Source organism: Pseudomonas sp. MNR3A (assembly GCF_009650575.1).
Taxonomy (GTDB): Bacteria; Pseudomonadota; Gammaproteobacteria; order Pseudomonadales; family Pseudomonadaceae; genus Aquipseudomonas; species Aquipseudomonas machongensis.
In genome coordinates, this window is sequence record NZ_VZZS01000029.1 from 199,224 (window position 1) to 224,758 (window position 25,535).

20 protein-coding genes and 2 tRNA genes are annotated in these 25,535 nt (G+C 61.6%); 15 read left to right on the forward strand and 7 right to left on the reverse strand.

Features of this window, described 5'->3' with window-relative positions; all coding sequences use genetic code 11:
* The first annotated feature begins 12 nt into the window (after positions 1-12).
* From ftsH to F6X62_RS20140, 15 genes are all read left to right on the forward strand, one after another.
* A complete protein-coding gene (gene ftsH / locus F6X62_RS20070) occupies positions 13-1,920 on the forward strand; it encodes an ATP-dependent zinc metalloprotease FtsH (RefSeq protein ID WP_054892617.1) in 1,908 nt (635 codons plus the stop codon).
* An 8-nt stretch (positions 1,921-1,928) separates the two neighbouring features.
* Positions 1,929-2,780: a dihydropteroate synthase gene (folP, locus tag F6X62_RS20075; RefSeq protein ID WP_153774502.1), complete on the forward strand. Its 852-nt coding sequence runs from the start codon at positions 1,929-1,931 to the stop codon at positions 2,778-2,780.
* A 17-nt stretch (positions 2,781-2,797) separates the two neighbouring features.
* On the forward strand, positions 2,798-4,138 hold the full coding sequence (gene glmM / locus F6X62_RS20080) for a phosphoglucosamine mutase (protein WP_054892615.1): 1,341 nt from the start codon (positions 2,798-2,800) through the stop codon (positions 4,136-4,138).
* A 66-nt stretch (positions 4,139-4,204) separates the two neighbouring features.
* On the forward strand, positions 4,205-4,960 hold the full coding sequence (gene tpiA, locus F6X62_RS20085) for a triose-phosphate isomerase (protein WP_153774503.1): 756 nt from the start codon (positions 4,205-4,207) through the stop codon (positions 4,958-4,960).
* Between the two features lie 4 nt (positions 4,961-4,964).
* Positions 4,965-5,357: a preprotein translocase subunit SecG gene (gene secG, locus F6X62_RS20090; protein WP_054892613.1), complete on the forward strand. Its 393-nt coding sequence runs from the start codon at positions 4,965-4,967 to the stop codon at positions 5,355-5,357.
* A 21-nt stretch (positions 5,358-5,378) separates the two neighbouring features.
* Positions 5,379-5,464: transfer RNA gene (locus tag F6X62_RS20095), tRNA-Leu, on the forward strand.
* 98 nt (positions 5,465-5,562) lie between these two features.
* Positions 5,563-5,639, forward strand: a tRNA-Met gene (locus F6X62_RS20100).
* Positions 5,640-5,769: 130 nt separating this feature from the next.
* Positions 5,770-6,228 (forward strand): ribosome maturation factor RimP, encoded by a 459-nt coding sequence (gene rimP / locus F6X62_RS20105; protein WP_054892673.1) that lies wholly within the window; start codon positions 5,770-5,772, stop codon positions 6,226-6,228.
* A gap of 59 nt (positions 6,229-6,287) precedes the next feature.
* Positions 6,288-7,769, forward strand: a complete 1,482-nt coding sequence (gene nusA, locus F6X62_RS20110) for a transcription termination factor NusA (RefSeq protein ID WP_054892612.1) — start codon at positions 6,288-6,290, stop codon at positions 7,767-7,769.
* A 27-nt stretch (positions 7,770-7,796) separates the two neighbouring features.
* Positions 7,797-10,334 carry a translation initiation factor IF-2 gene (infB, locus tag F6X62_RS20115; protein ID WP_153774504.1) on the forward strand — a complete coding sequence of 846 codons (2,538 nt, stop codon included), beginning with the start codon at positions 7,797-7,799 and terminating at the stop codon, positions 10,332-10,334.
* Between the two features lie 118 nt (positions 10,335-10,452).
* Positions 10,453-10,851, forward strand: a complete 399-nt coding sequence (gene rbfA, locus F6X62_RS20120; protein WP_054892610.1) for a 30S ribosome-binding factor RbfA — start codon at positions 10,453-10,455, stop codon at positions 10,849-10,851.
* A gap of 3 nt (positions 10,852-10,854) precedes the next feature.
* Positions 10,855-11,772 (forward strand): tRNA pseudouridine(55) synthase TruB, encoded by a 918-nt coding sequence (truB, locus tag F6X62_RS20125; protein WP_065861581.1) that lies wholly within the window; start codon positions 10,855-10,857, stop codon positions 11,770-11,772.
* Positions 11,773-11,923: 151 nt separating this feature from the next.
* Positions 11,924-12,193, forward strand: coding sequence for a 30S ribosomal protein S15 (gene rpsO, locus F6X62_RS20130; protein WP_029613930.1), 270 nt, complete (start codon positions 11,924-11,926; stop codon positions 12,191-12,193).
* Positions 12,194-12,452: 259 nt separating this feature from the next.
* Entirely contained in the window at positions 12,453-14,558 is a 2,106-nt protein-coding gene (gene pnp, locus F6X62_RS20135; RefSeq protein ID WP_065861582.1) for a polyribonucleotide nucleotidyltransferase, read from the forward strand.
* A gap of 264 nt (positions 14,559-14,822) precedes the next feature.
* Positions 14,823-15,176 (forward strand): BON domain-containing protein, encoded by a 354-nt coding sequence (locus F6X62_RS20140; protein ID WP_054892607.1) that lies wholly within the window; start codon positions 14,823-14,825, stop codon positions 15,174-15,176.
* A 96-nt stretch (positions 15,177-15,272) separates the two neighbouring features.
* Here the strand turns inward: F6X62_RS20140 and F6X62_RS20145 are convergent, their stop codons facing one another.
* From F6X62_RS20145 to folK, 7 genes are all read right to left on the reverse strand, one after another.
* Positions 15,273-18,209, reverse strand: a complete 2,937-nt coding sequence (locus tag F6X62_RS20145; protein WP_153774505.1) for a DUF748 domain-containing protein — start codon at positions 18,207-18,209, stop codon at positions 15,273-15,275.
* A 76-nt stretch (positions 18,210-18,285) separates the two neighbouring features.
* Positions 18,286-19,155, reverse strand: a complete 870-nt coding sequence (locus F6X62_RS20150) for an oxygenase MpaB family protein (protein ID WP_153774506.1) — start codon at positions 19,153-19,155, stop codon at positions 18,286-18,288.
* Positions 19,156-19,185: 30 nt separating this feature from the next.
* Positions 19,186-21,120, reverse strand: a complete 1,935-nt coding sequence (gene acs, locus F6X62_RS20155; RefSeq protein WP_153774507.1) for an acetate--CoA ligase — start codon at positions 21,118-21,120, stop codon at positions 19,186-19,188.
* Between the two features lie 157 nt (positions 21,121-21,277).
* Positions 21,278-22,942 (reverse strand): glucose-6-phosphate isomerase, encoded by a 1,665-nt coding sequence (pgi, locus tag F6X62_RS20160; RefSeq protein ID WP_153774508.1) that lies wholly within the window; start codon positions 22,940-22,942, stop codon positions 21,278-21,280.
* 200 nt (positions 22,943-23,142) lie between these two features.
* The gene (gene panC, locus F6X62_RS20165; RefSeq protein ID WP_153774509.1) at positions 23,143-24,006 is read right to left on the reverse strand and encodes a pantoate--beta-alanine ligase; all 864 of its coding nucleotides are present in this window, start codon (positions 24,004-24,006) and stop codon (positions 23,143-23,145) included.
* A complete protein-coding gene (gene panB / locus F6X62_RS20170) occupies positions 24,003-24,803 on the reverse strand; it encodes a 3-methyl-2-oxobutanoate hydroxymethyltransferase (protein WP_153774510.1) in 801 nt (266 codons plus the stop codon). Before panB ends, panC begins: the two co-directional genes overlap by 4 nt.
* 250 nt (positions 24,804-25,053) lie before the next feature.
* Positions 25,054-25,533, reverse strand: a complete 480-nt coding sequence (gene folK, locus F6X62_RS20175; RefSeq protein WP_153774511.1) for a 2-amino-4-hydroxy-6-hydroxymethyldihydropteridine diphosphokinase — start codon at positions 25,531-25,533, stop codon at positions 25,054-25,056.
* Between the last annotated feature and the right edge of the window lie 2 nt (positions 25,534-25,535).

Below are 25,535 nucleotides of genomic sequence, written 5' to 3' on the forward strand. Positions count from 1 at the left end.
TAATTGAACGACATGGCAAAGAATCTGATCCTGTGGTTGATCATCGCGGCTGTCCTCGTGACGGTGATGAACAACTTCTCCAGCCCTAACGAGCCGCAGACCCTCAACTATTCCGACTTCATCCAGCAGGTCAAGGACGGTAAGGTCGAGCGTGTGACCGTCGACGGCGCCGTCATCACCGGCAAGCGTACCGATGGCGACAACTTCAAGACCGTTCGTCCGGCCATTGCCGACAACGGCCTGATCGGCGACCTGGTCGACAATCATGTCGTGATCGAAGGCAAGCAACCTGAACAGCAGAGCATCTGGACCCAGCTGCTGGTCGCCAGCTTCCCGATCCTCGTGATCATCGCCGTGTTCATGTTCTTCATGCGCCAGATGCAAGGCGGTGCGGGCGGCAAGGGCGGGCCGATGAGCTTCGGCAAGAGCAAGGCGCGCCTGCTCTCCGAAGACCAGGTGAAAACCACCCTGGCCGATGTCGCGGGTTGCGACGAAGCCAAGGAAGAAGTTGGCGAGCTGGTCGAGTTCCTGCGTGATCCAGGCAAATTCCAGCGCCTGGGCGGTCGTATCCCACGTGGCGTGCTGATGGTCGGCCCGCCCGGTACCGGTAAGACCTTGCTGGCCAAGGCCATCGCCGGTGAGGCGAAAGTGCCGTTCTTCACCATTTCCGGTTCCGATTTCGTCGAAATGTTCGTCGGTGTTGGTGCCAGCCGTGTTCGTGACATGTTCGAACAGGCGAAGAAGCACGCGCCTTGCATCATCTTCATCGACGAGATCGACGCTGTCGGTCGCCACCGTGGCGCCGGCATGGGGGGCGGTCACGACGAGCGCGAGCAGACACTGAACCAGTTGCTGGTCGAGATGGATGGCTTCGAGATGAACGATGGCATTATCGTCATCGCGGCCACCAACCGGCCTGATGTGCTCGACCCGGCGCTGCTGCGTCCTGGTCGCTTCGACCGCCAGGTGGTGGTCGGCCTGCCGGATATCCGTGGTCGCGAGCAGATTCTCAAGGTGCACATGCGCAAGGTGCCGGTCGGCGAGAACGTCAACGCCGCCGTCATTGCCCGTGGTACTCCCGGCTTCTCCGGTGCCGATCTCGCCAACCTGGTTAACGAGGCGTCGCTGTTCGCCGCTCGCTCCAGCAAGCGCCTGGTCGAGATGAAGGAGTTCGAGCTGGCCAAGGACAAGATCATGATGGGTGCCGAGCGCAAGACCATGGTCATGTCCGAGAAAGAGAAGCAGAACACGGCTTATCACGAGGCCGGTCACGCCATCGTTGGTCGTGTGGTGCCTGAGCATGACCCGGTGTACAAGGTCTCGATCATTCCGCGCGGTCGTGCGCTCGGTGTGACCATGTTCCTGCCCGAGGAAGATCGCTACAGCCTCTCCAAGCGTGCGCTGATCAGCCAGATCTGTTCGCTGTACGGCGGCCGTATTGCCGAGGAGATGACCCTGGGCTTCGATGGCGTCACCACGGGTGCGTCCAACGACATCATGCGTGCCAGCCAGATCGCCCGGAACATGGTCACCAAGTGGGGCCTGTCCGAGAAGCTCGGTCCGTTGATGTACGCCGAAGAAGAGGGCGAGGTGTTCCTTGGCCGCAGTGCTGGCAGCCAGCACGCCAGCGTCTCCGGGGAGACCGCCAAGTTGATCGATTCCGAGGTGCGCAGCATCATCGATCAGTGCTATGCCACCGCCAAGCAGATCCTCACCGACAACCGCGACAAGCTTGACGCGATGGCCGAGGCCCTGATGAAGTACGAAACCATCGATGCCGACCAGATCGACGACATCATGGCAGGTCGTACGCCGCGCGAGCCGCGCGACTGGGACAACGATGCCGGTACCTCCGGCAATCAGGCGTCCCAGGGTGATCGTCCAGAGTCGCCGATCGGCGGTCCGGCGGCTCAACACTAAGGGTTCATATGACCTCTCAGCAGTACCCGACCCGGTTGCCTTGCGGCAACCGGGTTCTTGATTTGTCCCGTACCCATGTCATGGGTATTCTCAACGTCACCCCTGATTCATTTTCCGACGGCGGTCGCTTCAGCCGCCGCGACGAGGCCTTGCGCCATGCCGAGACGATGGTCGCGGCGGGTGCCACGCTTATCGATGTAGGTGGCGAATCCACCCGTCCCGGCGCTCGCGCAGTGTCGCCCGTCGAGGAGCTGGAGCGGGTTGCTCCGATCGTCGAGGCTATCAGCAGTCGCCTTGATGTCATCATCTCGGTCGATACCTCTACGCCCGCGGTAATGCGCGAGACGGCTCGGCTTGGCGCCGGGCTGATCAACGATGTGCGCGCCCTGGAACGCGATGGTGCGCTGGATGCTGCGGCCGACACCGGCCTGCCGGTATGCCTGATGCACATGCGCGGTGAGCCGGGTAACATGCAGGACAATCCGCGGTATGACGATGTCACCCAAGAGGTGGCTAGCTATCTGGAGCGGCGTATGGCTGCCTGCGCGGCAGTCGGTATCGGCGCGGAACGAATCATTCTTGATCCGGGCTTCGGGTTCGCCAAGAACCTGGCGCACAACCTGAGCCTGTTCAAGCATATGGAAGCACTCTATCGCCTGGGGCGGCCACTGCTGGTGGGCGTCTCGCGCAAGAGCATGATCGGCCAGGCGCTGGATCGTCCGGTCGGCGAGCGGCTGTACGGCAGCCTCGCACTTGCGGCATTGGCCATGACCATGGGGACGAGCATCCTGCGCGTACATGATGTGGCCGAAACCGTCGATGTGGTGCGCATGATCGCTGCGGTACAGAGCGCCGAATAAGAACGTTTGGAGTTTCTATGAGCAGAAAATACTTTGGTACCGATGGTATCCGTGGTCGCGTTGGCGAATATCCAATTACTCCCGACTTCATGCTGAAGCTCGGCTGGGCGGCGGGCATGGCCTTCCGCAAGCAGGGCAATTGCCGCGTTCTGGTGGGCAAGGATACCCGTATCTCCGGCTACATGTTCGAGTCGGCTCTGGAGGCTGGCCTCTCGGCTGCCGGCGCTGACGTGATGCTCCTCGGGCCGATGCCGACTCCGGCCATCGCCTACCTGACTCGCACCTTCCATGCTGAAGCGGGTATCGTCATCAGTGCCTCGCACAATCCGCATGATGACAACGGCATCAAGTTCTTCTCGGGCAACGGCACCAAGCTGCCAGACGAGGTCGAGCTGATGATCGAGGAACTGCTCGATCAGCCGATGAATGTGGTCGAGTCGAGCAAACTGGGCAAGGTTTCTCGCATCAACGACGCTGCCGGTCGCTACATCGAGTTCTGCAAGAGCAGCGTGCCCAGCAGCACTGATTTCGCTGGCCTCAAGCTGGTCGTCGATTGCGCCCATGGTGCCACCTACAAGGTCGCTCCGAGCGTGTTCCGCGAATTGGGTGCGGATGTCACTGTACTGCATGCCCAGCCTGATGGCTTGAACATCAACGAGGGCTGTGGTTCCACGCATATCGAGTCGCTGCAGGCTGCCGTGCTGGTGGGGCATGCCGACCTGGGTATCGCCTTCGATGGCGATGGCGACCGGGTGCTGATGGTCGATCATACGGGAGCGATCGTCGACGGTGACGAGTTGCTGTTCATCATTGCCCGCGACCTCCAGGAGCGAGGCAAGCTGCAGGGCGGGGTAGTTGGCACGCTCATGAGTAACTTGGGCCTGGAGCTGGCGCTCAAGGACCTCGACATTCCATTCGCACGCGCCAAGGTCGGTGACCGCTATGTCATGGCCGAGCTGCTTGAACGCGAATGGCTGCTCGGTGGTGAGAACTCCGGCCATGTGGTGTGCTGCAACCACACCACCACAGGCGACGCGATCATTGCGGCACTGCAGGTGTTGATGGCGCTCAAGCGTCGTGGCGAAAACCTTGCCCAGGCACGTCAGGCGATTCGCAAATGCCCGCAGGTACTGATCAATGTCCGTTATGCCGCCGGTAGTGCCGATCCGCTGGAAAATCCTGCCGTGCAGGAAGCCAGCGCCAAGGTCACCGAGGCGATGGCTGGCCGTGGCCGTGTGCTGCTGCGCAAGTCCGGGACCGAGCCGCTGCTGCGGGTGATGGTCGAGGGGGACGACGAAAGTCAGGTGCGCGGCCACGCCGAAGCCTTGGCCAAGGTCGTTGCAGAAGTTTGTGCCTGAAAGACGCTTGCCAGCGCGATTCTGGTTGGGTAAGATCTGCGCCCACTTTGACCGACGAGGTAGAGCATGCGTCGCCCCATGGTAGCTGGTAACTGGAAGATGCACGGTACCCGCGCCAGCGTCGCTGAGCTGAGCCTGAGCCTGAGTAATCTGGTTCTTCCTGGTGGTGTCGAAGTTGCGGTGTTTCCGCCGTCGCTGTTCATCAATCAAGTCATTGATGAGTTGAGCGGCAAGGGAATCATCGTTGGAGCACAGAATTCTGCAGTACAGCCCGAACAGGGTGCGCTGACAGGTGAAGTTGCACCTAGTCAGTTGGCTGAAGTCGGTTGCAAGTTGGTGTTGATTGGCCATTCGGAGCGTCGCCAGATTATTGGTGAAACGGACGAAGTGCTGAATCGCAAGTTTGCAGCCGCACAGGCAAGTGGTTTGAAGCCGGTGCTCTGCGTAGGGGAAACCCTCGAGGAACGCGAGGCTGGCAAGACGCTCGAAGTTGTCGGGCGTCAACTAAGCAGTGTTATCGATGCATTCGGTATCAAGGCTTTTGCCAATGCAGTAATTGCCTATGAGCCTGTATGGGCCATTGGCACTGGTTTGACGGCCTCGCCTCAGCAAGCCCAGGATGTGCACGCTGCCATCCGTGCGCAGCTGAAGGCGCTGGACGCCGAAGTTGCAGCGAATGTGCAACTTCTCTACGGCGGTAGCGTGAAGGCGGCCAATGCGGCCGAACTGTTCGGCATGCCGGATATTGATGGGGGGCTCATTGGTGGAGCATCCCTGAACGCAGACGAATTCGGTGCAATTTGTCGCGCCGCAGGAAACTGAACATATGCTGGAAACAGTCGTAGTTGTTTTTCATCTGTTGGCTGCACTGGCGCTGGTAGCGCTGGTTCTGATGCAACAGGGTAAAGGTGCGGAAGCAGGTGCATCTTTCGGCGCAGGTGCTTCAAATACTGTGTTCGGAAGCCAAGGTTCTGCTACCTTCCTGAGTAAATTTACTGCTATACTTGCCGCCACTTTCTTTTTGACTGCACTTGGGTTAGGATACTTCGCCAAGCAGCAGGCACACCAGCTGACTCAAGCCGGTTTGCCAGATCCAGCAGTGCTGGAAGTTAAAGAGCAAAAGCCGGCAGTAAATGATGATGTACCGGTGCTCCAGGAACAGAAGAGTGAAGCCGCCCCAAAAGGTGACGTCCCTCCTCCTACCGAAGAGCAGAAGTAACGGGTTTCAAGATGTAATATTGCCGAGGTGGTGGAATTGGTAGACACGCAACCTTGAGGTGGTTGTGCCCATAGGGTGTAGGGGTTCGAGTCCCCTTCTCGGTACCAATTGAAGCATGAGAGCCCGCTTTAGCGGGCTTTCTTGCAGGTGGAGGTCGGATTGACCCTGCACAGGGTTCGGTCTTATACTTTCGCCCCAGCTTTGTCGCGGGGTGGAGCAGCTTGGTAGCTCGTCGGGCTCATAACCCGAAGGTCGTTGGTTCAAATCCAGCCCCCGCAACCAGCTTCAGCGGAGCCCCTTTTCAGGGGCTTTTTGCTAGCTGAACAGTTCTTCGCGTCGTTGTTCAACGGCGCTTTCAGGGATGGGCGCTTCGCCCATTTTTTATTTGCACAGCATGCACGAGGGGGTTCAGGTGTCGAGCAAGCTAGAACAGTTGCAGGCCTTGTTGGCCCCGGTTGTCGAGGGTCTGGGCTATCAGTGCTGGGGGATCGAATACGTTTCCCAGGGTAAGCATTCGGTACTACGCATCTATATCGACAAGGAAGACGGCATCCTGGTGGACGACTGCGAAGCGGTCAGCCGTCAGGCCAGCGCCATTCTTGATGTGGAAGATCCGATCAGCAGTGAATACACCCTCGAGGTGTCCTCTCCAGGCATGGATCGCCCGCTGTTCACACTGGAACAGTTTGCTTCGCATGCGGGCGAGCAAGTGAAGATCAAGCTGCGTACGCCCTTCGAGGGTCGTCGTAACTTCCAGGGCCTTCTCCGCGGTGTGGAGGATCAGGACGTGGTGATCCAGGTGGATACCAACGAATTCCTGCTGCCGATCGACTCGATCGACAAGGCCAATATTATTCCCAGTTTTGACTGAGACGTGCCGGGCCCGGCGGACATTCCGGGCCTAATGGCTTGCGCAAGGCGAGGCGTACGATGAGCAAAGAAGTACTGCTGGTTGTTGAATCGGTATCCAACGAAAAGGGTGTACCACCCGGCGTCATTTTCGAAGCGCTGGAAGTGGCCCTGGCTACTGCAACCAAAAAACGTTTTGAAGACGAAGTCGATCTGCGTGTGGAAATCAACCGCCACACCGGTAGCTACGAGACCTTCCGTCGCTGGACCGTGGTCGACGAAAACGACCTGGACGATCCGGCGATCGAAACCTGGCTGGACAAGATCAAGGACTCTCATCCGGACGCCAAGATTGGCGACGTGATCGAGGAGAAGATCGAGTCCATCGAGTTCGGTCGTATCGCCGCCCAGACTGCGAAGCAGGTCATCGTGCAGAAGGTTCGCGAGGCCGAGCGCGCCCAAGTGGTCGACGCCTACCGCGAGCGTGTCGGCGAGATCATCTCCGGCACCGTCAAGAAGGTCACTCGCGACAACGTCATCGTCGACCTGGGCAACAATGCCGAGGCGCTGCTGGCTCGCGAAGACATCATCCCGCGTGAGACTTTCCGCGTCGGTGTGCGCCTGCGTGCACTGCTCAAGGAAATTCGCACCGAGAACCGTGGCCCGCAGTTGATCCTGTCGCGTACCGCACCGCAGATGCTGATCGAGCTGTTCCGCATCGAAGTGCCGGAAATCGCCGAGGGCCTGATCGAGGTGATGGCAGCATCCCGTGATCCGGGTTCGCGTGCCAAGATCGCCGTGCGTTCCAAGGACAAGCGTATCGATCCTCAAGGCGCCTGCATCGGCATGCGGGGTTCGCGCGTCCAGGCAGTCTCCGGTGAGTTGGGTGGTGAGCGTGTGGATATCGTCCTGTGGGACGAGAACCCGGCGCAGTTCGTCATCAACGCCATGTCGCCGGCCGAAGTCGCGGCGATCATCGTTGACGAGGATGCCCACGCAATGGACATCGCCGTTGCCGAGGACAACCTGGCGCAGGCCATCGGCCGCGGCGGTCAGAACGTTCGCCTGGCCAGTCAGCTGACTGGCTGGACCCTGAACGTGATGACCGAGAAGGATATCCAGGCCAAGCAGCAAGCTGAAACAGGTGACATCCTGCGTAACTTCATCGAGGAACTGGAAGTCGACGAAGAGCTGGCACAGGTGCTGGTCGACGAAGGCTTCACCAGCCTCGAAGAAATTGCTTACGTACCGTTGGAAGAAATGCTCAACATCGATGGCTTCGACGAGGAAATCGTCAACGAGTTGCGTGCTCGTGCCAAGGACCGTTTGTTGACCAAAGCCATCGCTACCGAAGAAAAACTGGCAGACGCCCATCCGGCCGAAGACCTGCTCTCCCTCGAGGGCATGGACAAGGATCTGGCGGCGGAACTGGCGGTGCGCGGCGTGGTTAACCGCGAAGACCTGGCCGAGCAGTCGATCGACGACCTGCTCGACATCGACGGCATCGACGAAGAGCGTGCCGGCAAGTTGATCATGGCCGCCCGAGCCCACTGGTTCGAGTAATTAGGCGCGGCCTGAGGAGAGAAGTGCATGACGCAAGTCACGGTGAAAGAACTGGCCCAAGAGGTCGAGGCACCGGTAGAGCGCCTGCTGCAGCAGATGCGTGAGGCAGGTCTGCCGCACACCGACGCCGGTCAGGTAGTGACCGACAATGAGAAGCAGGTTCTGCTGACTCATCTGAAGAGCAGCCACAAGAGCAAGGCGGAAGAGCCACGCAAGATTACCTTGCAGCGCAAGACCACCAGCACCCTGCGTGTCGCCGGTAGCAAGAGCATCAGCGTAGAAGTACGCAAGAAGAAAGTATTCGTGCAGCGCAGCCCGGAAGAGATCCAGGCCGAGCAGAAGCGTGAGGCTGAAGAGCGCCGTGCCGCTGAGAATGCTGCGCGTGAGAAGGTCGAGGCCGAGACTCGCCAGCGTAACGAAGAGCAGGCTCGCCGTCAGGCCGCCGAAGCTCCGGTTGTGGCGCCTGCGCCACGTGCCGAGCCGGCTCCGGCTGCTGCCGAGCCTGTAGTGGCTGATGCCCCGGTGTCCGATGACGCCGCCGCACGTGCCGCCGAGCGCAAGAAGGACGAGAACCGTCGCAACGAAAACCGCACCCGTGACGACGATCGTCGTGGCGCTGGTGGCGAACGTCGTGGCGAAGCCCCTCGCGTTTCGATCAAGGTCAAGGTCAAGGAGAAGGAAAAAGCTCCGACTCCGCGCGCTGCACCGCGCACCACTGACGAAGAGAGCGATGGCGCGCGTCGTGGCCGTGGCGGCAAGAGCAAACTGAAGAAGCGCAACCAGCACGGCTTCCAGAGCCCGACTGGTCCGGTCATCCGTGATGTCAGCATCGGCGAGACCATCACCGTCTCCGAGCTGGCTCAGCAGATGTCGGTCAAGGCTGCCGAAGTCGTCAAGTTCATGTTCAAGCTGGGTACTCCGGTCACCATCAACCAGGTGCTTGACCAGGAGACCGCTCAGTTGGTCGCCGAAGAGCTGGGCCACAAGGTCACCCTGGTCAGCGATACCGCCCTGGAAGACTCCCTGGCCGAATCGCTGAAGTTCGAAGGTGAAGTCGAGTCCCGCGCGCCGGTCGTGACCGTCATGGGCCACGTCGACCACGGCAAGACCTCGCTGCTCGACTACATCCGTCGTGCCAAGGTCGCCGCTGGCGAAGCCGGTGGTATCACCCAGCACATCGGTGCCTACCACGTGGAAACCGACCGCGGCATGGTCACCTTCCTCGATACTCCGGGCCACGCTGCGTTTACCCAAATGCGTGCCCGCGGTGCCAAGGCGACCGACATCGTCATCCTGGTGGTGGCGGCGGACGACGGCGTGATGCCACAGACCCGTGAGGCCGTTCAGCATGCGAAAGCTGCTGGTGTTCCGCTGGTGGTCGCGGTGAACAAGATCGACAAGCCGGGTGCCGACCTCGATCGCATCCGCAACGAACTGGCCGTCGAAGGCGTGACCTCCGAGGACTGGGGTGGTGACACTCCGTTCGTCAAGGTTTCGGCGAAGATGGGTACCGGTGTCGACGAACTCCTCGAGGCCGTCCTGCTGCAGGCCGAGATTCTCGAACTGACCGCCACCCCGACCGCCCCTGGTCGTGGCGTTGTCGTCGAGTCGCGTCTGGACAAGGGCCGCGGTCCGGTAGCCACCATCCTGGTTCAGGACGGTACGCTGCGTCAGGGCGACATGGTTCTGGTTGGCTCCAACTATGGCCGCGTACGTGCCATGCTCGACGAGAACGGCAAGCCTGTGAAGGAAGCCGGCCCGTCGATCCCGGTCGAGATCCTCGGCCTGGATGGCACCCCGGAAGCCGGTGACGAGCTGTCCGTGGTCGCTGACGAGAAGAAGGCACGTGAAGTCGCCCTGTTCCGTCAAGGCAAGTACCGCGAGGTCAAGCTGGCCCGTGCTCACGCCGGCAAACTGGAAAACATCTTCGAGACCATGGGTCAGGAAGAGAAGAAGACCCTCAACATCGTCCTCAAGACCGACGTGCGCGGCTCTCTGGAAGCACTCCAGGGCTCGCTCGGCAGCCTGGGCAACGACGAAGTTCAGGTGCGTGTCATCGGTGGCGGCGTCGGTGGTATCACCGAGAGCGATGCCAACCTGGCGCTGGCTTCGAATGCAGTACTGTTCGGCTTCAACGTGCGTGCCGATGCCGGCGCGCGCAAGATCGTCGAGCAGGAAGGTCTGGATATGCGTTACTACAACGTGATCTACGACATCATCGAAGACGTCAAGAAAGCCCTGACCGGCATGCTCGGCAGCGATGTTCGCGAGAACATCCTGGGTGTCGCCGAAGTGCGTGATGTGTTCCGTTCGCCGAAGTTCGGCGCCATCGCTGGCTGTATGGTCATCGAAGGTACCGTGTACCGCAACCGTCCGATCCGCGTACTGCGCGAGGACGTTGTGATCTTCGAAGGCGAGCTGGAATCGCTGCGTCGCTTCAAGGACGACGCCGCCGAAGTGCGTAACGGCATGGAATGCGGTATCGGCGTCAAGAGCTACAACGACGTCAAGGTCGGCGACAAGATCGAAGTCTTCGAGAAAGTCCAGGTTGCCCGTACCCTGTAAGGGATGGGCGCGGCCCAGGCCCCGTCGCAAGGCGGCTGGCTGGGCCTCTGAAGGTAACGCCCGGTCAGGCACACCCGCCTGACCGGGCGTTTGCCGCTTTAAGATACAGGTAGCAAAAATGGCAAAAGAATATAGCCGTACCCAACGCATCGGCGACCAGATGCAGCGCGAGCTGGCCGAGCTGATCCGCCGTGAAGTCAAGGATCCACGTGTGGGCCTGGTGACCATCACCGCGGTCGATGTCAGTCGTGATCTCGGTCACGCCAAGGTCTTCATCACCGTGATGGGCCAGGATGACGCCGACGCCGTACCCCAGACCCTCAAGGCGCTCAACAGTGCCGCCAGTTTCCTGCGTCTGCACCTCGGGCGGGCGATGCAACTGCGCAGCGTTCCACAACTGCATTTCCACTTCGATGAAAGTGTCAGCCGGGGTGTTCACCTCTCGGCACTGATCGAACGTGCGGTGGCCGAAGATCGCCTGCACAAGGATGCCGACGAGCTGGACACCAAGGAGTAAGCGGTGGCCCAGGTCAAACGTATCCGTCGTAACGTCAGCGGTATCATCCTGCTCGACAAGCCCTTGGGGTTCACCTCCAATGCGGCGTTGCAGAAGGTCCGCTGGTTGCTCAATGCAGAAAAGGCCGGCCATACTGGCAGCCTCGACCCACTGGCCACTGGTGTTTTGCCGCTGTGCTTTGGTGAGGCGACCAAGTTTTCGCAGTACCTGCTCGATTCCGACAAGGGCTACGAAACCGTCATGCAGCTGGGGCAGACTACCAGCACCGCGGACGCCGAAGGCGAGGTGCTGCAGACCCGTGAGGTGACCGTTGGTCGCGCCGATATCGAAGCCGCGATCCCGCGTTTTCGAGGTGAAATCCGCCAGGTGCCGCCGATGTACTCGGCGCTCAAGCGTGACGGCCAGCCGCTTTACAAGTTGGCGCGTGCAGGAGAGGTAGTGGAGCGCGAGGCGCGTTCTGTTACTATTAACCGCTTGGAGTTGCTCGAGTGCGAAGGCACCCGTGCGCGCCTCTCGGTCGGCTGCAGCAAAGGCACCTATATCCGCACGTTGGTCGAGGATATCGGTGAGGTGCTGGGCTGTGGTGCCTATGTCGCAGAATTGCGTCGCACCCAGGCTGGGCCTTTCGCCCTGGCACAGACCGTGACGCTCGAGGAGCTCGAGCAGGCCCATGCCGAAGGCGGCAACGAAGCACTCGATCGCTTCCTCATGCCGTCCGACAGCGGGCTGCAGGACTGGCCGCTGGTGCTGTTGTCCGAGCACAGCGCGTTCTACTGGCTGCACGGTCAGGCAGTGCGAGCACCGGACGCGCCGCAGTTCGGCATGGTCCGGGTACAGGATCACAATGGTCGCTTCATCGGTATCGGTGAAGTGAGCGAAGACGGGCGCATTGCGCCGCGTCGGCTGATTCGGTCGGAATGACCGAAACCACAGGGCAGGGCTTCGGTCGTGCGCTGGGGAACCGAGGATGGCTGTCAGTAGGCACGGTCATACCTCTTTTTATTAATACAGGGATTCAAGTCCCTGGCCTATTGGACCCCGCTTGCGGGATCCGTTTATCAGGAGAAGCCAAATGGCCCTCAGCGTCGAAGAAAAAGCTCAGATCGTTGCCGATTACCAGCAAGCCGCCGGCGATACCGGTAGCCCGGAAGTGCAGGTTGCTCTGCTGACCGCCAACATCAACAAGCTGCAAGGCCACTTCAAGGCCAACGAAAAAGACCACCACTCCCGTCGTGGTCTCATCCGTATGGTCAACCAGCGTCGTAAGCTGCTGGATTACCTGAAGGGCAAAGACACCACTCGTTACAGCGCCCTGATCGGTCGCCTGGGCCTGCGTCGCTAATAGCGGACTGGCCAGTGGTGTGCATGGCGTGTCGCATGCTTGGGGAGCGCTGCTTGTCAGCGCTACCCTTGGACACGCCACGCGTATCTCCGAGGTTGGCAGCCTGATGCCGTCGAGCGAATTTTTCGCAAGACGCCCAGGCTCCCAGCCTCGTGTTGTATCTGGACGGTCAACGGAGTCGACACTCCCTTCCGCCCAAGAATTCGCAAGATCCCAGTTTTCCCAGTTCCCCCAAGAGCCACTGAAAAGGTAGGAAACCGTGAACCCGGTAATCAAGACGTTCCAGTTCGGTCAATCGACCGTCACTCTCGAAACGGGCCGCATTGCCCGTCAGGCCACCGGCGCCGTGCTGGTCACCGTCGACAACGATGTCACCGTGCTGGTGACCGTGGTCGGTGCCAAGCAAGCCGATCCAGGCAAGGGCTTCTTCCCGCTGTCCGTGCACTATCAGGAAAAGACCTACGCCGCTGGCAAGATCCCTGGCGGTTTCTTCAAGCGTGAAGGCCGTCCTTCCGAGAAAGAAACCCTGACCTCGCGTCTGATCGACCGTCCGATCCGCCCGCTCTTCCCTGAAGGCTTCATGAACGAAGTGCAGGTCGTCTGCACCGTGGTTTCCACCAGCAAGAAGACCGATCCGGACATCGCTGCGATGATCGGTACCTCGGCTGCCCTGGCCATCTCCGGCATTCCGTTCGAAGGCCCGATCGGCGCCGCCCGCGTTGCCTTCCATGAAAGCACCGGCTACCTGCTTAACCCGACCTACGAGCAACTGGCTGCCTCGAGCCTGGACATGGTCGTTGCCGGTACCTCCGACGCCGTACTGATGGTCGAATCGGAAGCCCAGGAGCTGACCGAAGACCAGATGCTGGGCGCCGTGCTGTTCGCCCACGACGAGTTCCAGGCTGTGATCAAGGCCGTCAAGGAACTGGCCGCCGAAGCCGGCAAACCAACCTGGGACTGGAAACCAGCCGTTGCCAACACTGCACTGTTCGACGCTATTCGCGCCGAGTTCGGTGAAGCCGTATCCCAGGGCTACACCATCACCGTCAAGGCCGACCGCTACGCGCGTCTGGGCGAGCTGCGCGACCAGGCCGTCGCCAAGTTCTCCGGTGAGGAAGGCCAGCCATCGGCGAGCGAAGTCAAAGACATCTTCGGCGAAATCGAGTACCGCACCGTTCGCGAAAACATCGTCAACGGCAAGCCGCGTATCGACGGTCGCGACACCAAGACCGTACGTCCGCTGAACATCGAAGTCGGTGTTCTGCCCAAGACCCACGGTTCGGCACTGTTCACCCGTGGTGAAACCCAGGCCCTGGTCGTTGCCACCCTCGGCACCGCCCGTGACGCCCAGCTGCTGGACACTCTCGAAGGCGAGAAGAAAGACCCCTTCATGCTGCACTACAACTTCCCGCCGTTCTCGGTAGGCGAATGTGGTCGCATGGGCGGTGCTGGCCGTCGCGAGATCGGTCACGGCCGTCTGGCTCGTCGCTCGGTTCAGGCCATGCTGCCTGCCGCTGACGTGTTCCCGTACACCATCCGCGTCGTTTCGGAAATCACCGAATCCAACGGTTCGAGCTCCATGGCTTCGGTCTGCGGTGCTTCCCTGGCTCTGATGGACGCTGGCGTTCCGATGAAAGCGCCGGTTGCCGGTATCGCCATGGGCCTGGTCAAGGAAGGCGAGAAGTTCGCGATCCTGACCGACATCCTCGGTGACGAAGACCACCTGGGCGACATGGACTTCAAGGTTGCCGGTACCGCCAAAGGCGTCACCGCGCTGCAGATGGACATCAAGATCAACGGCATCACCGAAGAGATCATGGAGATCGCCCTGGGCCAGGCCCTGGAAGCTCGCCTGAACATCCTCGGCCAGATGAACCAGATCATCGGTCAGTCGCGTACCGAGCTGTCGGCCAACGCCCCGACCATGATCGCGATGAAGATCGACACCGACAAGATCCGTGACGTCATCGGTAAAGGCGGCGCCACCATCCGCGCCATCTGTGAAGAGACCAAGGCTTCGATCGACATCGAAGACGACGGCTCGATCAAGATCTTCGGCGAAACCAAGGAAGCGGCAGATGCTGCCAAGCAGCGCATCCTGGGTATCACCGCAGAAGCCGAGATCGGCAAGATCTACGTCGGCAAGGTCGAGCGTATCGTCGACTTCGGCGCCTTCGTCAACATCCTGCCTGGCAAGGACGGTCTGGTGCACATCTCCATGCTCAGCGATGCGCGTGTAGAGAAGGTCACCGACGTGCTGAAAGAAGGCCAGGAAGTCGAAGTACTGGTACTGGACGTGGACAACCGCGGCCGTATCAAGCTGTCGATCAAGGACGTCGCCGCTGCCAAGGCATCGGGTGTCTAAGCCTTATCGGCAATGACTGAAAAAGGACCTCCTCGGAGGTCCTTTTTTATGCGCGCAGAAAAACCTGTTGGACTTGCATCTTGCATGCAGGTTTTTCGCCGGGCTTGCAAATTGCACGATTTCCCTGACAAGTGAAATGCCGTAACTCTTTGTTTTTAAAGGAATCAAGCGAAGCGGAAAAACTGGCACAGCCCCTGCAACTACCTTCATACCTGCAGCCAGGAACCACGGCGCAGATCTTTCGAATAAACAGGAGTGACCCACATGAAGAAGTTTGCCATTGCTGCCGCTACTGCTACCGCCCTGACTCTGTCGATGGCTAACGGCGCATTCGCCGCAGAGGCTACCCAAGCTCCAGTGATGCTGGCTTCCAACCAACCGGTGGCCGATGCCAAGCAAGAAACCTCGGACACCTGGATCACCACCAAGGTCAAGGCTGATCTGCTGACCGAAAAAGGCATCCCAGGCAGCGATATCAAGGTTGAAACCAGCCACGGTGTTGTCTCCCTGTCTTCGGACACGAAGGTCACCCCATCGCAGAAAGAAACCGCGGTGAACATCACCAAGAAGATCAAAGGCGTGAAAGACGTAACTGCTGAAGCGCTGAAAACCGAATAAGGATTGTCCCGCCGGTCAGAAGGATCTGGCCACCCAAAGAGAAAGCCCCGGCATCTGCCGGGGCTTTCTCTTTGCGCGTCTGAAAGTGTTCAGGGATTACTCTGCGTCCAGATGCATCGGTGTGATTACTCGCCCGTCGCTCTCGGCCTGACCCAAGGTAGTGTCGATGAAGTACACCCGGTCATCCTCCAGCTTGCCCTTGTCTACCAGGTAGTCCTTGATGCTGCTCGCCCGGTCCTGGCCGAGGTTGCGCAGCAAGGCCGCGCTTTCGGCCCAGGATTTGATCACTGCCTCGCGCAGCTTGGTGGTGCGCTCTTCGCGGCTGAGCTTTTCCCATTCTGCAGGTGGCTGCTGCTTGAGACGGGTGCGGTAGATGCCCTCGAGCATGGCCGGCTTGTCGCTGTCGTCGACCACCAGCATCGAGGCATTGGCCGGCACCTTGTCACCGCGCCGCTGCAGAATCTTGTACCAGGTCGCCTGGTATTCGCGTTCCAGACGCTGTTGGGCGATCAATGGGCCGTCGCTGCTCTGTGCGCTGGTCCCTTCGATCTCCAGGCGCAGTTCCGGCCGCTGTTGCAGGGCCGAGGCCAGTTTGTCCAGGGCCGACTGGGCCTCGCTGCTGAGATCGCTGGAGCCGGGAGCGAAGGATACGTTGCCCAGATCCTCCGAACCGCCACCGGCAATCAATCCGCCGATGAACTTGAACGGCGCCTGCGCCGCACGCAGCACCAGGTTGCGCAGGGTTTGCCAGACGATCGGCATGACGCTGAACTGCGGGTTGTTGAGATCGCCCGTGACAGGCAGCTCGATGGAGATCTTGCCCTCGGTATCCTTGAGCAACGCGACAGCGAGGCGAATAGGCAGGTCGACGGCATCGGGGCTGTCGACTTTTTCACCCAGTTGCAGTTGCTCCACCACGACCTTGTTCTCGGCCTTGAGCTGGCCCTTTGTGATCACATAGTGCAGGTCGAGATTCAGACGTCCCTTGCGGATGCGGAACCCGGCGAACTTGCCGGAGTAGGGCGTCAGGGTGGTCAGTTCGACGCGCTTGAAGCTGGTGGCGATGTCGAGGCTGGCCATCGGGTCGAACGGATTCAATGCGCCCTTGATGGTCACCGGCGCGTAGCGATCGACCTTGCCTTTGACGTCCACTTTCGCCGGGAGCGGCTTGCGGTTGTCGATGGTGCCGATCTGGCCGTTCAACTGCTGTACGGCGGTGGCGAAGTTGGGCGTCAATGTCAGGTCGGCGAAGTTGGCCGAGCCATCGTTGATATCGATCTGGCCGATTCGGATGCCCAGCGGCTTTTCATTGCTGGCTGTGGCCGGTTTCGCTTGGCTGGCGGTTGGTGCGTCAGCAGGTTGCGGGATGAGAAGGTCGTCGACACTGGTGGTGCGGTCTTCGTTGATGATGAAGCGCGCGTAGGGCTGCAACAGGGTGACCTTGTCGATCGAAAGGGCGTCGCCGTGCACATAGGACAGCCCATCGACGTTCACCTGCTGCCATTTCACGAAGTCGCGCCCCTTGATCGTGTCGAGGGTGTGCAACTGGTTGACCTGGGCCTTGCCCGCCACGCTGAAGGCCAGTGGCTCGGTGCCCTTGAGGTCGACCTTGAGATCGCTGGCGAGCATGCCGCTGCGCAGCTCCAGGCGAATGAACGGGCTGATGTAGGCCTGGGCTACGCGCAGGTCGATGTCGCGGGTACTGACGTCCAGCTTGGCGGTGACCGGTGCCAGGTTGACCTGGCCGGCAGCCTGCAGCTTGCCTTGGCGGCCCACGCCGGTGTCGAGCTTGAGCGTGAAGGGCGACTTGTTGAGGCTGTCAAAGCCTTGCATGTCCAGGTTGAGCGGCCCGACATCGAGTGCCACGGGCTCTTTCTGGCTGCGGTCGGCCAGGTGAATCATGTAGTTGCGTGCTTGAACATCCTTGAGCAGAACCTGCCAGGGTTTGCTGGGCTGCTTGGCGGCGTTTTCCTCGGGGGGCGGCGCTGCGGTGGCGGGCTCGGCCTTTTCCTTGGGGGTGGCTTTGGCGGGCTGACTGGCGAAGAGTTTCTGCCAGTCGAGCTGACCGTCACGTTCGAGGGCTGCCCAGGTTTCGAGTTTTTCGCTACGGATCTTGCCGACGGTCACCAGCTGCTTGGCCAGGTCGATGGAGGTTTCGCTGACCTCAAGGCTGGCCAGGCGCGCCAGTGGGCGGCCATCGGGCGCCTTGATGGCGAAGGGCGCGACGCGCACGGAGGCGTTATCGAGCAGCAGCTCGGTTTCCTTGGACAGGTTCAGTTTGTAGTGGGTATCGAGGCTGAGGACGCCGTCTTCCAGCACCAGCGGTACAGCATCACGTACGTAAGGCCAGAACAGCTTCATCTTGCTGTCGGTGATCTTCAGCATGCCTTCGGAGGTGATGGGCGACAGGCTCAGGTTGCCGCTCCAGTCGATACGCCCGCCATTGGGGCCGTTGGCGACCAGCGTCATGTCGGCGCTGTCGTCCGGCAAGGTGCTGAGGTTCTTCAGTTCGAGGTTCATCGAGTCATAGAGGAACTCGATGGGTTCGCTCGGGCGCAGGTCCTGGAAGTGCAGGTAGCCTTCGTTGAGCTTGATGCTGGCGATCCGCAGCGGGAACGGATCGCTCGGCGGCTCGTCCGGTTTCGGCTCGCTCGGCGGCAGCTTGAACAGCTGACTGAGGTTGAGGCTGCCGTCCTTGGCGAACAGCAGCTCGGTGCGCGGCTTGTCCAGCTCTACCGCGTCCAAGTGCAGGGCGCCGCTCCATAGGCTGTCGAGGGAGAGGTTGGCGTAGAGGCGTTCGAAGGCCACCTGCTCCTTGCCCGGCTCGCCGATCTGCAGGCCCCACAACGTCAGCTCAAGGCTGAACGGGTTGAACTCGATACGCTGCAGGTGCGCCGGCACGGTGGCGTACTGCGCCAGTTGCTGGTTGGCGATGCGCAGGCCCACACCGGGAAGAATGAAGAAGCCAAGCAGGCTGTACAGGGCCACGATGGCCAGCAAGGCGCCAATGGCGCGATTCAATCCTTTGGGCATGTGCGGCGTCGTCTGTCTCGAGCGGAGGTGCTTGGAGTATGGCACGTCAAATCAGTTCCGATACATCGGAGAACTCTTAGAGCAAGCCCATCCGCCGCCGGGCGCGATGCGCCGAACCGTCGCGCATGGCCCAGCGCAACACGGGCGCTGTACGCTCCACGCCCAGGCGCACCATGCGACGCTGCAGGGGACCTTGGTGCAGACCGAGCAGGGCGCTGGCCCAATCGGGCAGCAAGTCGATGCCCGCGTGCAGCATCAGCTTGCCCACGGGCTCTGCCAGCCGGCTGGGCGCCGGGGCTTCGAGCAGTATGCCGACCACCTCCAGGCTGCGGGCATCGCACTGCAGTTGTGGGCGCATGTGCTGCAGATAGTCGTCTACCTGACGACATGAACGCGGGACGTTGCGGGCGCCCAGGCGCTCGGCGATCAAGGCGATCTCGTCGTAGTAGGCATCCTGGTCAGCCACTGACAGCCGTGGGTTGCAGTAGCGCAGGTGGGCGGCGAGAAAACTGCTGACCTCCGCCACGTGCACCCAGGTCAGCAGGTCCGGGTCGCTGGCCGCGTAATGGCGTCCGTCGGGAGCGGTGCCGACCACCTTGAGGTGGATGCTGCGGACCTTGTCGATCAACCATTCGGCATCTCGCGTCGAGCCGAAGGTCGTACCGGAGATGAACTGACTGGTGCGGCGCAGACGGCCGAGCAGGTCTTCGCGAAAATTCGAGTGATCCCAGACCCCGGCCAGTGCCAGTGGATGCAGCAGTTGCAGCATCAATGCGCTGATGCCGCCGATCAGCATGCTGGGGAAATCACCATGTACTTGCCAGCTGACGCTTTGCGGGCCGAACAGGCCCGGGTCACCCTTGGGGGACTCCAGGTCGAGCTGGCCGAGGGCCAGCCCGGTGAGGCTCATGACCTGGGTTTCGATGCGGCGACGTAAGGCTTCCATGGCGACCTGTACTGGCCGCCTGGCGGCCGTCTAGTGGTTGAGGCGTGTGTCGATGAGGCCCTGGACCACGCTGGGGTCTGCGAGGGTCGAGGTATCGCCGAGGTTGTCCAGCTCGTTGCAGGCGATCTTGCGCAGTATACGCCGCATGATCTTGCCGGAGCGGGTCTTGGGCAAGGCCGGTGCCCACTGGATCAGCTCGGGTTTGGCGAAGCTGCCGATCTCCTTACTGACCAGCGCCAGCAGCTCGGCCTTGAGCGCATCGTCCGCGGTGATGCCATTCATCGTGGTGACGAAGGCATACACGCCCTGGCCCTTGAGGTCGTGGGGGTAGCCGACCACCGCAGCTTCGGCGACCTTGTCGTGCAGGACTAGCGCACTCTCCACCTCGGCGGTGCCGATGCGATGGCCGGATACGTTGATCACATCGTCGATACGCCCGGTGATCCAGTAGTCGCCGTCAGCATCGCGGCGTGCGCCATCGCCGGTGAAGTAGTAGCCGGGCATGGGTTTGAAGTAGGTATCGACCATACGCTGGTGATCACCATAGACGCTACGGATCTGCCCTGGCCAACTGGCCTTGATCGCCAGCAGCCCGGCACCAGGGCCTTCGATCGGTTTGCCTTTTTCGTCCAGCAGCACCGGTTGTACACCGAACATCGGTTGCGTGGCACAGCCGGGCTTCAGCCGTGGTGTGCCGGGCAGAGGGGTGAGCATGATGCCGCCGGTCTCGGTCTGCCACCAGGTGTCGACGATGGGGCAGCGCTTTTGCCCCACGGCTTCGAAATACCATTCCCAGGCTTCAGGGTTGATCGGCTCGCCGACGCTGCCGAGCAGCCGCAGGCTCTTGCGCGAGGTACCCTGCAACGGTGCGTTGCCTTCGCGCATCAAGGCGCGCAGGGCCGTGGGCGCGGTGTAGAAGATGTTCACCTGATGCTTGTCGACCACCTGCCAGAAACGCGAGATATCCGGGTAGTTGGGCACGCCTTCGAACATCAGCGAGATGGCACCGTTGGCCAGCGGGCCATAGACGATGTAGCTGTGGCCCGTGACCCAGCCGACGTCGGCGGTGCACCAGAAGACTTCGCCGTCGCGGTAGTCGAACACCACCTTGAACGTCATCGTTGCCTGCAACAGGTAGCCCGCCGTGCTGTGCAGCACGCCCTTGGGTTTGCCAGTGCTGCCTGAGGTGTAGAGGATGAACAACGGGTCTTCGGCGGCCATCGGTTCGGGGGCGCAGTCGTCGCCGGCGTGCTCGGTGGCTTCGTGGTACCAGAGGTCGCGTCCTTCGCTCCAGGCCACATCGCCCCCGGTGCGCTTGACCACCAGCACACTGCTGACATCCGGGCAATTGGCCAGGGCCTTGTCGACGTTCTGCTTGAGCGGGATACGCTTGCCGCCGCGCACGCCCTCGTCGGCAGTGATCACCGTGCGGCAGTCGGCATCAAGGATGCGGTCGCGCAGGGCATCGGGGGAGAAACCGCCGAACACCACCGAGTGAATGGCGCCGATCCGCGTGCAGGCGAGCATGGCGTAGGCGGCTTCGGGGATCATCGGCATGTAGATGCAGACCCGGTCGCCTTTCTTCACGCCGCGGGCCTTCAGGGCGTTGGCCAGGCGGCAGACCTCGCGATGCAGCTCGCGGTAGGTGATCGGTCTGGCGTCTTTCGGGTCGTCGCCTTCCCAGAGCAGGGCGGTCTGGTCGCCACGTTTGTCGAGATGGCGGTCGATGCAGTTGTAACTGACGTTGAGCTGGGCGCCATCGAACCAGCGTGCGGTGCCGGTCTTGAGGTCGCACTGTTGCACGCTCGACCAGGGCTTGATCCAGTCCAGGCGTTTGGCCTGCTCGGCCCAGAAGGTATCGGGGTCGTCCACCGACTGGCGGTAGAGGCGGCGGTAATCTGCGTCGGAGAGTTCGGCGGCCTGGCTGACAGACAGGGCCTGGGGGTAGTCGCGGATATCGAACATGGCGGGTGGTCCTGCTCTTGTCGGAGGGACTTCAACGGCTATTCGATGGACAGTGTAGCTGGAACTGTTGTTCAACCTGCGCTGGCCTCTTCGCGGGCGAGCCCGCTCCTACAGAGGGCCTGTAGGAGCGGGCTCGCCCGCGAATGCAGCGTTCAGGTCAGCCGCGATGACGGCCGCGGAAGTAGTTGATCAGCCCTTGGGTCGAGCCATCTTCGGCGCTGTCTTCCAGGCTGCCGACCAGACGCTGGTAGACGCCCTTGCCCAGCTCCTTGCCCAGCTCCACGCCCCACTGGTCGAAGGCGTTGATGCCCCAGACCACGCTCTGCACGAAGACCTTGTGCTCGTACATCGCCACCAGCGCGCCGAGGCGGCGTGGGCTGATGCGCTCGACCACCAGGGTGTTGCTCGGGCGGTTGCCCGGAATCACCTTGTGCGGTGCCAGCTTTTCGACATCTGCTTCGTTCAGGCCTTTGGCGCGCAGCTCGGTCTCGGCTTCCTCGCGAGTCTTGCCGAGCATCAGCGCCTGGCTCTGCGACAGGCAGTTGGCATACAGCCACTGGTGATGGTCGGCCACCGGGTTGAAGCTCACCACCGGCACGATGAAGTCGGCCGGAATCATCTGGGTGCCTTGATGCAACAACTGGTGATAGGCGTGCTGACCGTTGCAGCCAACGCCACCCCAGATCACCGGGCCGGTCTCGGTTTTCACCGGGGAACCGTCGGTCAAAACGCTCTTGCCGTTGGACTCCATGTCCAGCTGTTGCAGGTGCTTGGTGATGTTACGCAGGTAGTGGTCATACGGCAGGATCGCGTGGCTGCTGGCATTCCAGAAGTTGCCGTACCAAACGCCGAGCAGGGCCAGCAGGACCGGCATGTTCTTTTCGAACGGCGCGGTCTGGAAATGCTGGTCCATGGTATAGGCGCCGGACAGCAGCTCCTTGAAGTTGGCAGTACCGATGGCCAGGGCGATCGGCAGGCCAATGGCCGACCACAGCGAATAGCGCCCGCCCACCCAATCCCACATCGGGAAGATGTTTTCTTCACGAATGCCGAAGGCCACGGCGGCGGCCTTGTTGCTGGAGACTGCGATGAAGTGGCGATAGAGCTCGGCTTCCGAGCCGCCCTGGGCCAGGTACCAGGTGCGTGCCGCCATGGCGTTCTTCAGGGTTTCGAGGGTGTTGAACGACTTCGACGAAACGATGAACAGGGTGGTTTCGGCGCGCAGGTTGGCTGACAGCTCGTGGAACTCGCTGCCGTCGATGTTGGCCAGGTAATGGCAGCGCACGCCGCGCTGGGCGTAGGGCAGCAGGGCCTCGGAGACCAGTTCGGGGCCGAGGAAGGAGCCGCCGATGCCGATGTTGACCACGTCGGTGATCGGCTTTTCGCTGTAGCCGCGCCATAGGCCGTCGTGGATGCGGCCGACCAGTTCGGTGATCTGGTTGAGAACCTTGTGCACTTCGGGCATCACGTTGACGCCCCCCACGCTGAGCTTGTCGCCAACCGGGCGGCGCAGGGCGGTGTGCAGTACCGGACGGCCTTCGGAGCCGTTGATGATCTCGCCGCTGAACATCGACTTGATCGCATCAGCCAGGCCGACTTCCTGGGCCAGTTCGACCAGCAGTTCGCGGGTCTTTTCGTTGATCAGGTTCTTCGAGTAATCGAGAAAAAGGCCGCAGCTGCTGAGCGAGAATTGCTCGAAGCGCTTGGGATCGGCGGAGAAGGCGTCGCGCATGCTGAATCCCTGCATGGCATCGCGGTGCTGCTGGAGCGCCTGCCAGGCGGGCAGGGCCGTCACATCGTGGGGAGTGCGGTAATACGCCATTGCGGATGGTTTCCTTGGGGCATGGTCAGGCTTTGACACTGGCAGTCTTTGCCAGTTGCAGGAGAGGCCCATTATAGGCATTGGCCAGGCGGCGGGAATGGGCAGGGGCAGGAGGAGGATGAAATTTTTGCGGGGTTTCGGGACAAGGTAAGACAGTTGCGGCCTCCTCGCACGTAGTGCTGCGAAGAGGCCGGTCTGGATTACGCCGAAGGCTCGTCCAGATGCAGGTAGAGGTTGTCGATCAACCGCGTGCTTCCCTGATACGCCGCCCCCAGAATCACCAGGTCGCGATCGTCCGGTTGCGCAGGCTTCAGGGTCAGTGCATGACGCACTTCCAGGTAGTCCGGGCGGAACCCGGCGGCCACCAGTTTGGCCTGGCCCTCGTCGAGCAATGCCGCGAAGTCGCGTCGCCCGCGACGAATACCATCGGCCAGTTGGCCCAGCGCCTGGTACAGCGCAGGTGCTGCAGCGCGTTGCTCAGCGTTGAGATAACCGTTGCGCGAAGACAGTGCCAATCCGTCTTCAGCCCGCACGGTCGGCTCACCGATGATCTGAATTGGCATGTTCAGGTCACGCACCATGGCGCGGATGACCGCCAGCTGCTGGTAGTCTTTTTCGCCAAACACGGCCAGATCTGGCTGGACCATGTTGAACAGCTTGCTGACCACCGTCGCCACACCCTCGAAGTGCCCTGGGCGGCTGGCGCCGCACAGGCCTTCGGACAGTTGTGGCACGCTCACCCGCGTCTGCACGGTCATGCCGTCGGGGTACATCTCTTCGACCGTGGGCGCGAACAGCAGATGGCAACCGGCCTGCAACAGGGTTTCCTGGTCGGCGGCGAGGGTGCGTGGGTATTTGTCGAGGTCTTCGCCTGCGCCGAACTGCAGCGGGTTGACGAAGATGCTGGCCACCACGAAGTCGGCGCGCTGGGCAGCCTTGGTCACCAGCGCGGCATGGCCGCTGTGCAGGTTGCCCATGGTCGGGACGAAGGCGATACGCTTGCCTTCGCCACGGGCGCGCGCTACGGCGGCGCGCAGTTCGCGGACAGTCTTGACGGTATTCATGCGCTGAACCCGTGCTCAGGTGCTGGGAAGCTCACGTCCTTGACCTGCTTGACGTAGGCAGCCAGGGCGCTCTGGATATCGGGCTGGCCAGCCATGAAGTTCTTCACGAATTTCGGCACGCGGCCGCTGAGCGACAGGCCCAGCATGTCGTGCAGCACCAGTACCTGACCGTCGGTACCACTGCCGGCACCGATACCGATTACTGGAATGCTCACCGCCTGGGAAATCTCCGTGGCCAGCTCGCTGGGCACGCATTCGAGCAGCAGCATGGCGGCGCCAGCCTGCTCGAGGGCGATGGCATCGGCGCGCATCTGTTGCGCCTGGCCTTCCTGGCGCCCCTGGACCTTGTAGCCACCGAGCACGTTGACGGTCTGCGGGGTCAGGCCCATGTGCGCGCACACCGGCACGCCGCGGTCGGCCAGCAGACGGATGGTTTCGCCCAGCCAGGCGGCACCTTCGACCTTGATCATGTGCGCACCGGCGCGCATCAGCTTGGCGCAGTTGGCGAACGACTGCTCGAGCGTGGCATGGGCCATGAAGGGCAGGTCGGCCAGGATCAGCGCACCGTCGTTGCCGCGTTTGACGCAGGCGGTGTGGTAGGCCATGTCGTCGGTGGTGACGGGCAGGGTGCTGTCATGGCCCTGCAGGACCATGCCGAGCGAATCGCCAACCAGCAGCACCTCGACGCCGGCCTGGCTGGCGGCCTTGGCGAAGGTGGCGTCATAGCAGGTCAGCATGGTGATTTTCTCACCCTTGGCCTTCAGGCCATGCAGGGTGGTCAGGGTTACTTCAGGCATGTAGCGAAATCCTCGTTCAGGCGCTGTGAAAAACGACTGCGTACAACGCGTGTATTCATCTTCCGGAGCGGCACATCATCGTGCGTGATGTTCGGTCACAGGGCTGTCCGGGCCTAAATGGGTGTGATGCGGCATACGGGCGCCGCGGGACGCCTATAGTCGTGAGCGATGGGGGGGAAGTCAATCACCCTGTTACCGCATTGTTACGATCAGGGTGTTACTGGCGTTACCGATGGCTGAAGCGCCCGGATTACAAGCGTTCCAGCCCGACGAACGGGCAGTCCTGGAGCAGTTGCGCGAGGCTGCGACCGTCTGCCAGATGGAAGTCGTCAGGGACCAGTTCGGCCAGTGGATAAAGCACGAAGGGGCGGGCATGCAGGTGGTAATGCGGCACTTTCAGGCGTGGCACATCGATGAGCTGATCGCCGAACAGCAGTACATCCAGGTCGAGTGTGCGCGGCCCCCAGCGCTCCTTGCGCACCCGACCCTGGTCGTTCTCGATACCCTGCAGGGCATCGAGCAACGCCAGCGGTGCCAGCTCGGTGTCGAGGGCAGCGACCGCATTGGTGTAGCGCGGCTGGCCGGGCAGCAGGGAGTCACTGGTGTACAACGACGAAGTGGCCACCAGGCGCGTCCCGGCGATCTGATCCAGCGCCTGGAGGGCGCTGCGCAGTTGCTCGGCGGGGGCGTCGAGGTTGCTGCCCAGGCCAATATAGGCGCGTACCGGCATGC

Excerpts from the sequence above, each read along its gene's own strand:
- glmM (WP_054892615.1), top strand. The coding sequence starts at position 2,798 with ATGAGCAGAAAATACTTTGGTACCGATGGTATCCGTGGTCGCGTTGGC.
- F6X62_RS20145 (WP_153774505.1), bottom strand. The coding sequence starts at position 18,209 with ATGCCCAAAGGATTGAATCGCGCCATTGGCGCCTTGCTGGCCATCGTG.
- pgi (WP_153774508.1), bottom strand. The coding sequence starts at position 22,942 with ATGGCGTATTACCGCACTCCCCACGATGTGACGGCCCTGCCCGCCTGG.
- folP (WP_153774502.1), top strand. The coding sequence starts at position 1,929 with ATGACCTCTCAGCAGTACCCGACCCGGTTGCCTTGCGGCAACCGGGTT.
- rbfA (WP_054892610.1), top strand. The coding sequence starts at position 10,453 with ATGGCAAAAGAATATAGCCGTACCCAACGCATCGGCGACCAGATGCAG.
- nusA (WP_054892612.1), top strand. The coding sequence starts at position 6,288 with ATGAGCAAAGAAGTACTGCTGGTTGTTGAATCGGTATCCAACGAAAAG.
- panC (WP_153774509.1), bottom strand. The coding sequence starts at position 24,006 with ATGAATACCGTCAAGACTGTCCGCGAACTGCGCGCCGCCGTAGCGCGC.
- panB (WP_153774510.1), bottom strand. The coding sequence starts at position 24,803 with ATGCCTGAAGTAACCCTGACCACCCTGCATGGCCTGAAGGCCAAGGGT.
- ftsH (WP_054892617.1), top strand. The coding sequence starts at position 13 with ATGGCAAAGAATCTGATCCTGTGGTTGATCATCGCGGCTGTCCTCGTG.
- secG (WP_054892613.1), top strand. The coding sequence starts at position 4,965 with ATGCTGGAAACAGTCGTAGTTGTTTTTCATCTGTTGGCTGCACTGGCG.
- folK (WP_153774511.1), bottom strand. The coding sequence starts at position 25,533 with ATGCCGGTACGCGCCTATATTGGCCTGGGCAGCAACCTCGACGCCCCC.
- F6X62_RS20140 (WP_054892607.1), top strand. The coding sequence starts at position 14,823 with ATGAAGAAGTTTGCCATTGCTGCCGCTACTGCTACCGCCCTGACTCTG.
- infB (WP_153774504.1), top strand. The coding sequence starts at position 7,797 with ATGACGCAAGTCACGGTGAAAGAACTGGCCCAAGAGGTCGAGGCACCG.
- F6X62_RS20150 (WP_153774506.1), bottom strand. The coding sequence starts at position 19,155 with ATGGAAGCCTTACGTCGCCGCATCGAAACCCAGGTCATGAGCCTCACC.
- tpiA (WP_153774503.1), top strand. The coding sequence starts at position 4,205 with ATGCGTCGCCCCATGGTAGCTGGTAACTGGAAGATGCACGGTACCCGC.
- acs (WP_153774507.1), bottom strand. The coding sequence starts at position 21,120 with ATGTTCGATATCCGCGACTACCCCCAGGCCCTGTCTGTCAGCCAGGCC.
- rpsO (WP_029613930.1), top strand. The coding sequence starts at position 11,924 with ATGGCCCTCAGCGTCGAAGAAAAAGCTCAGATCGTTGCCGATTACCAG.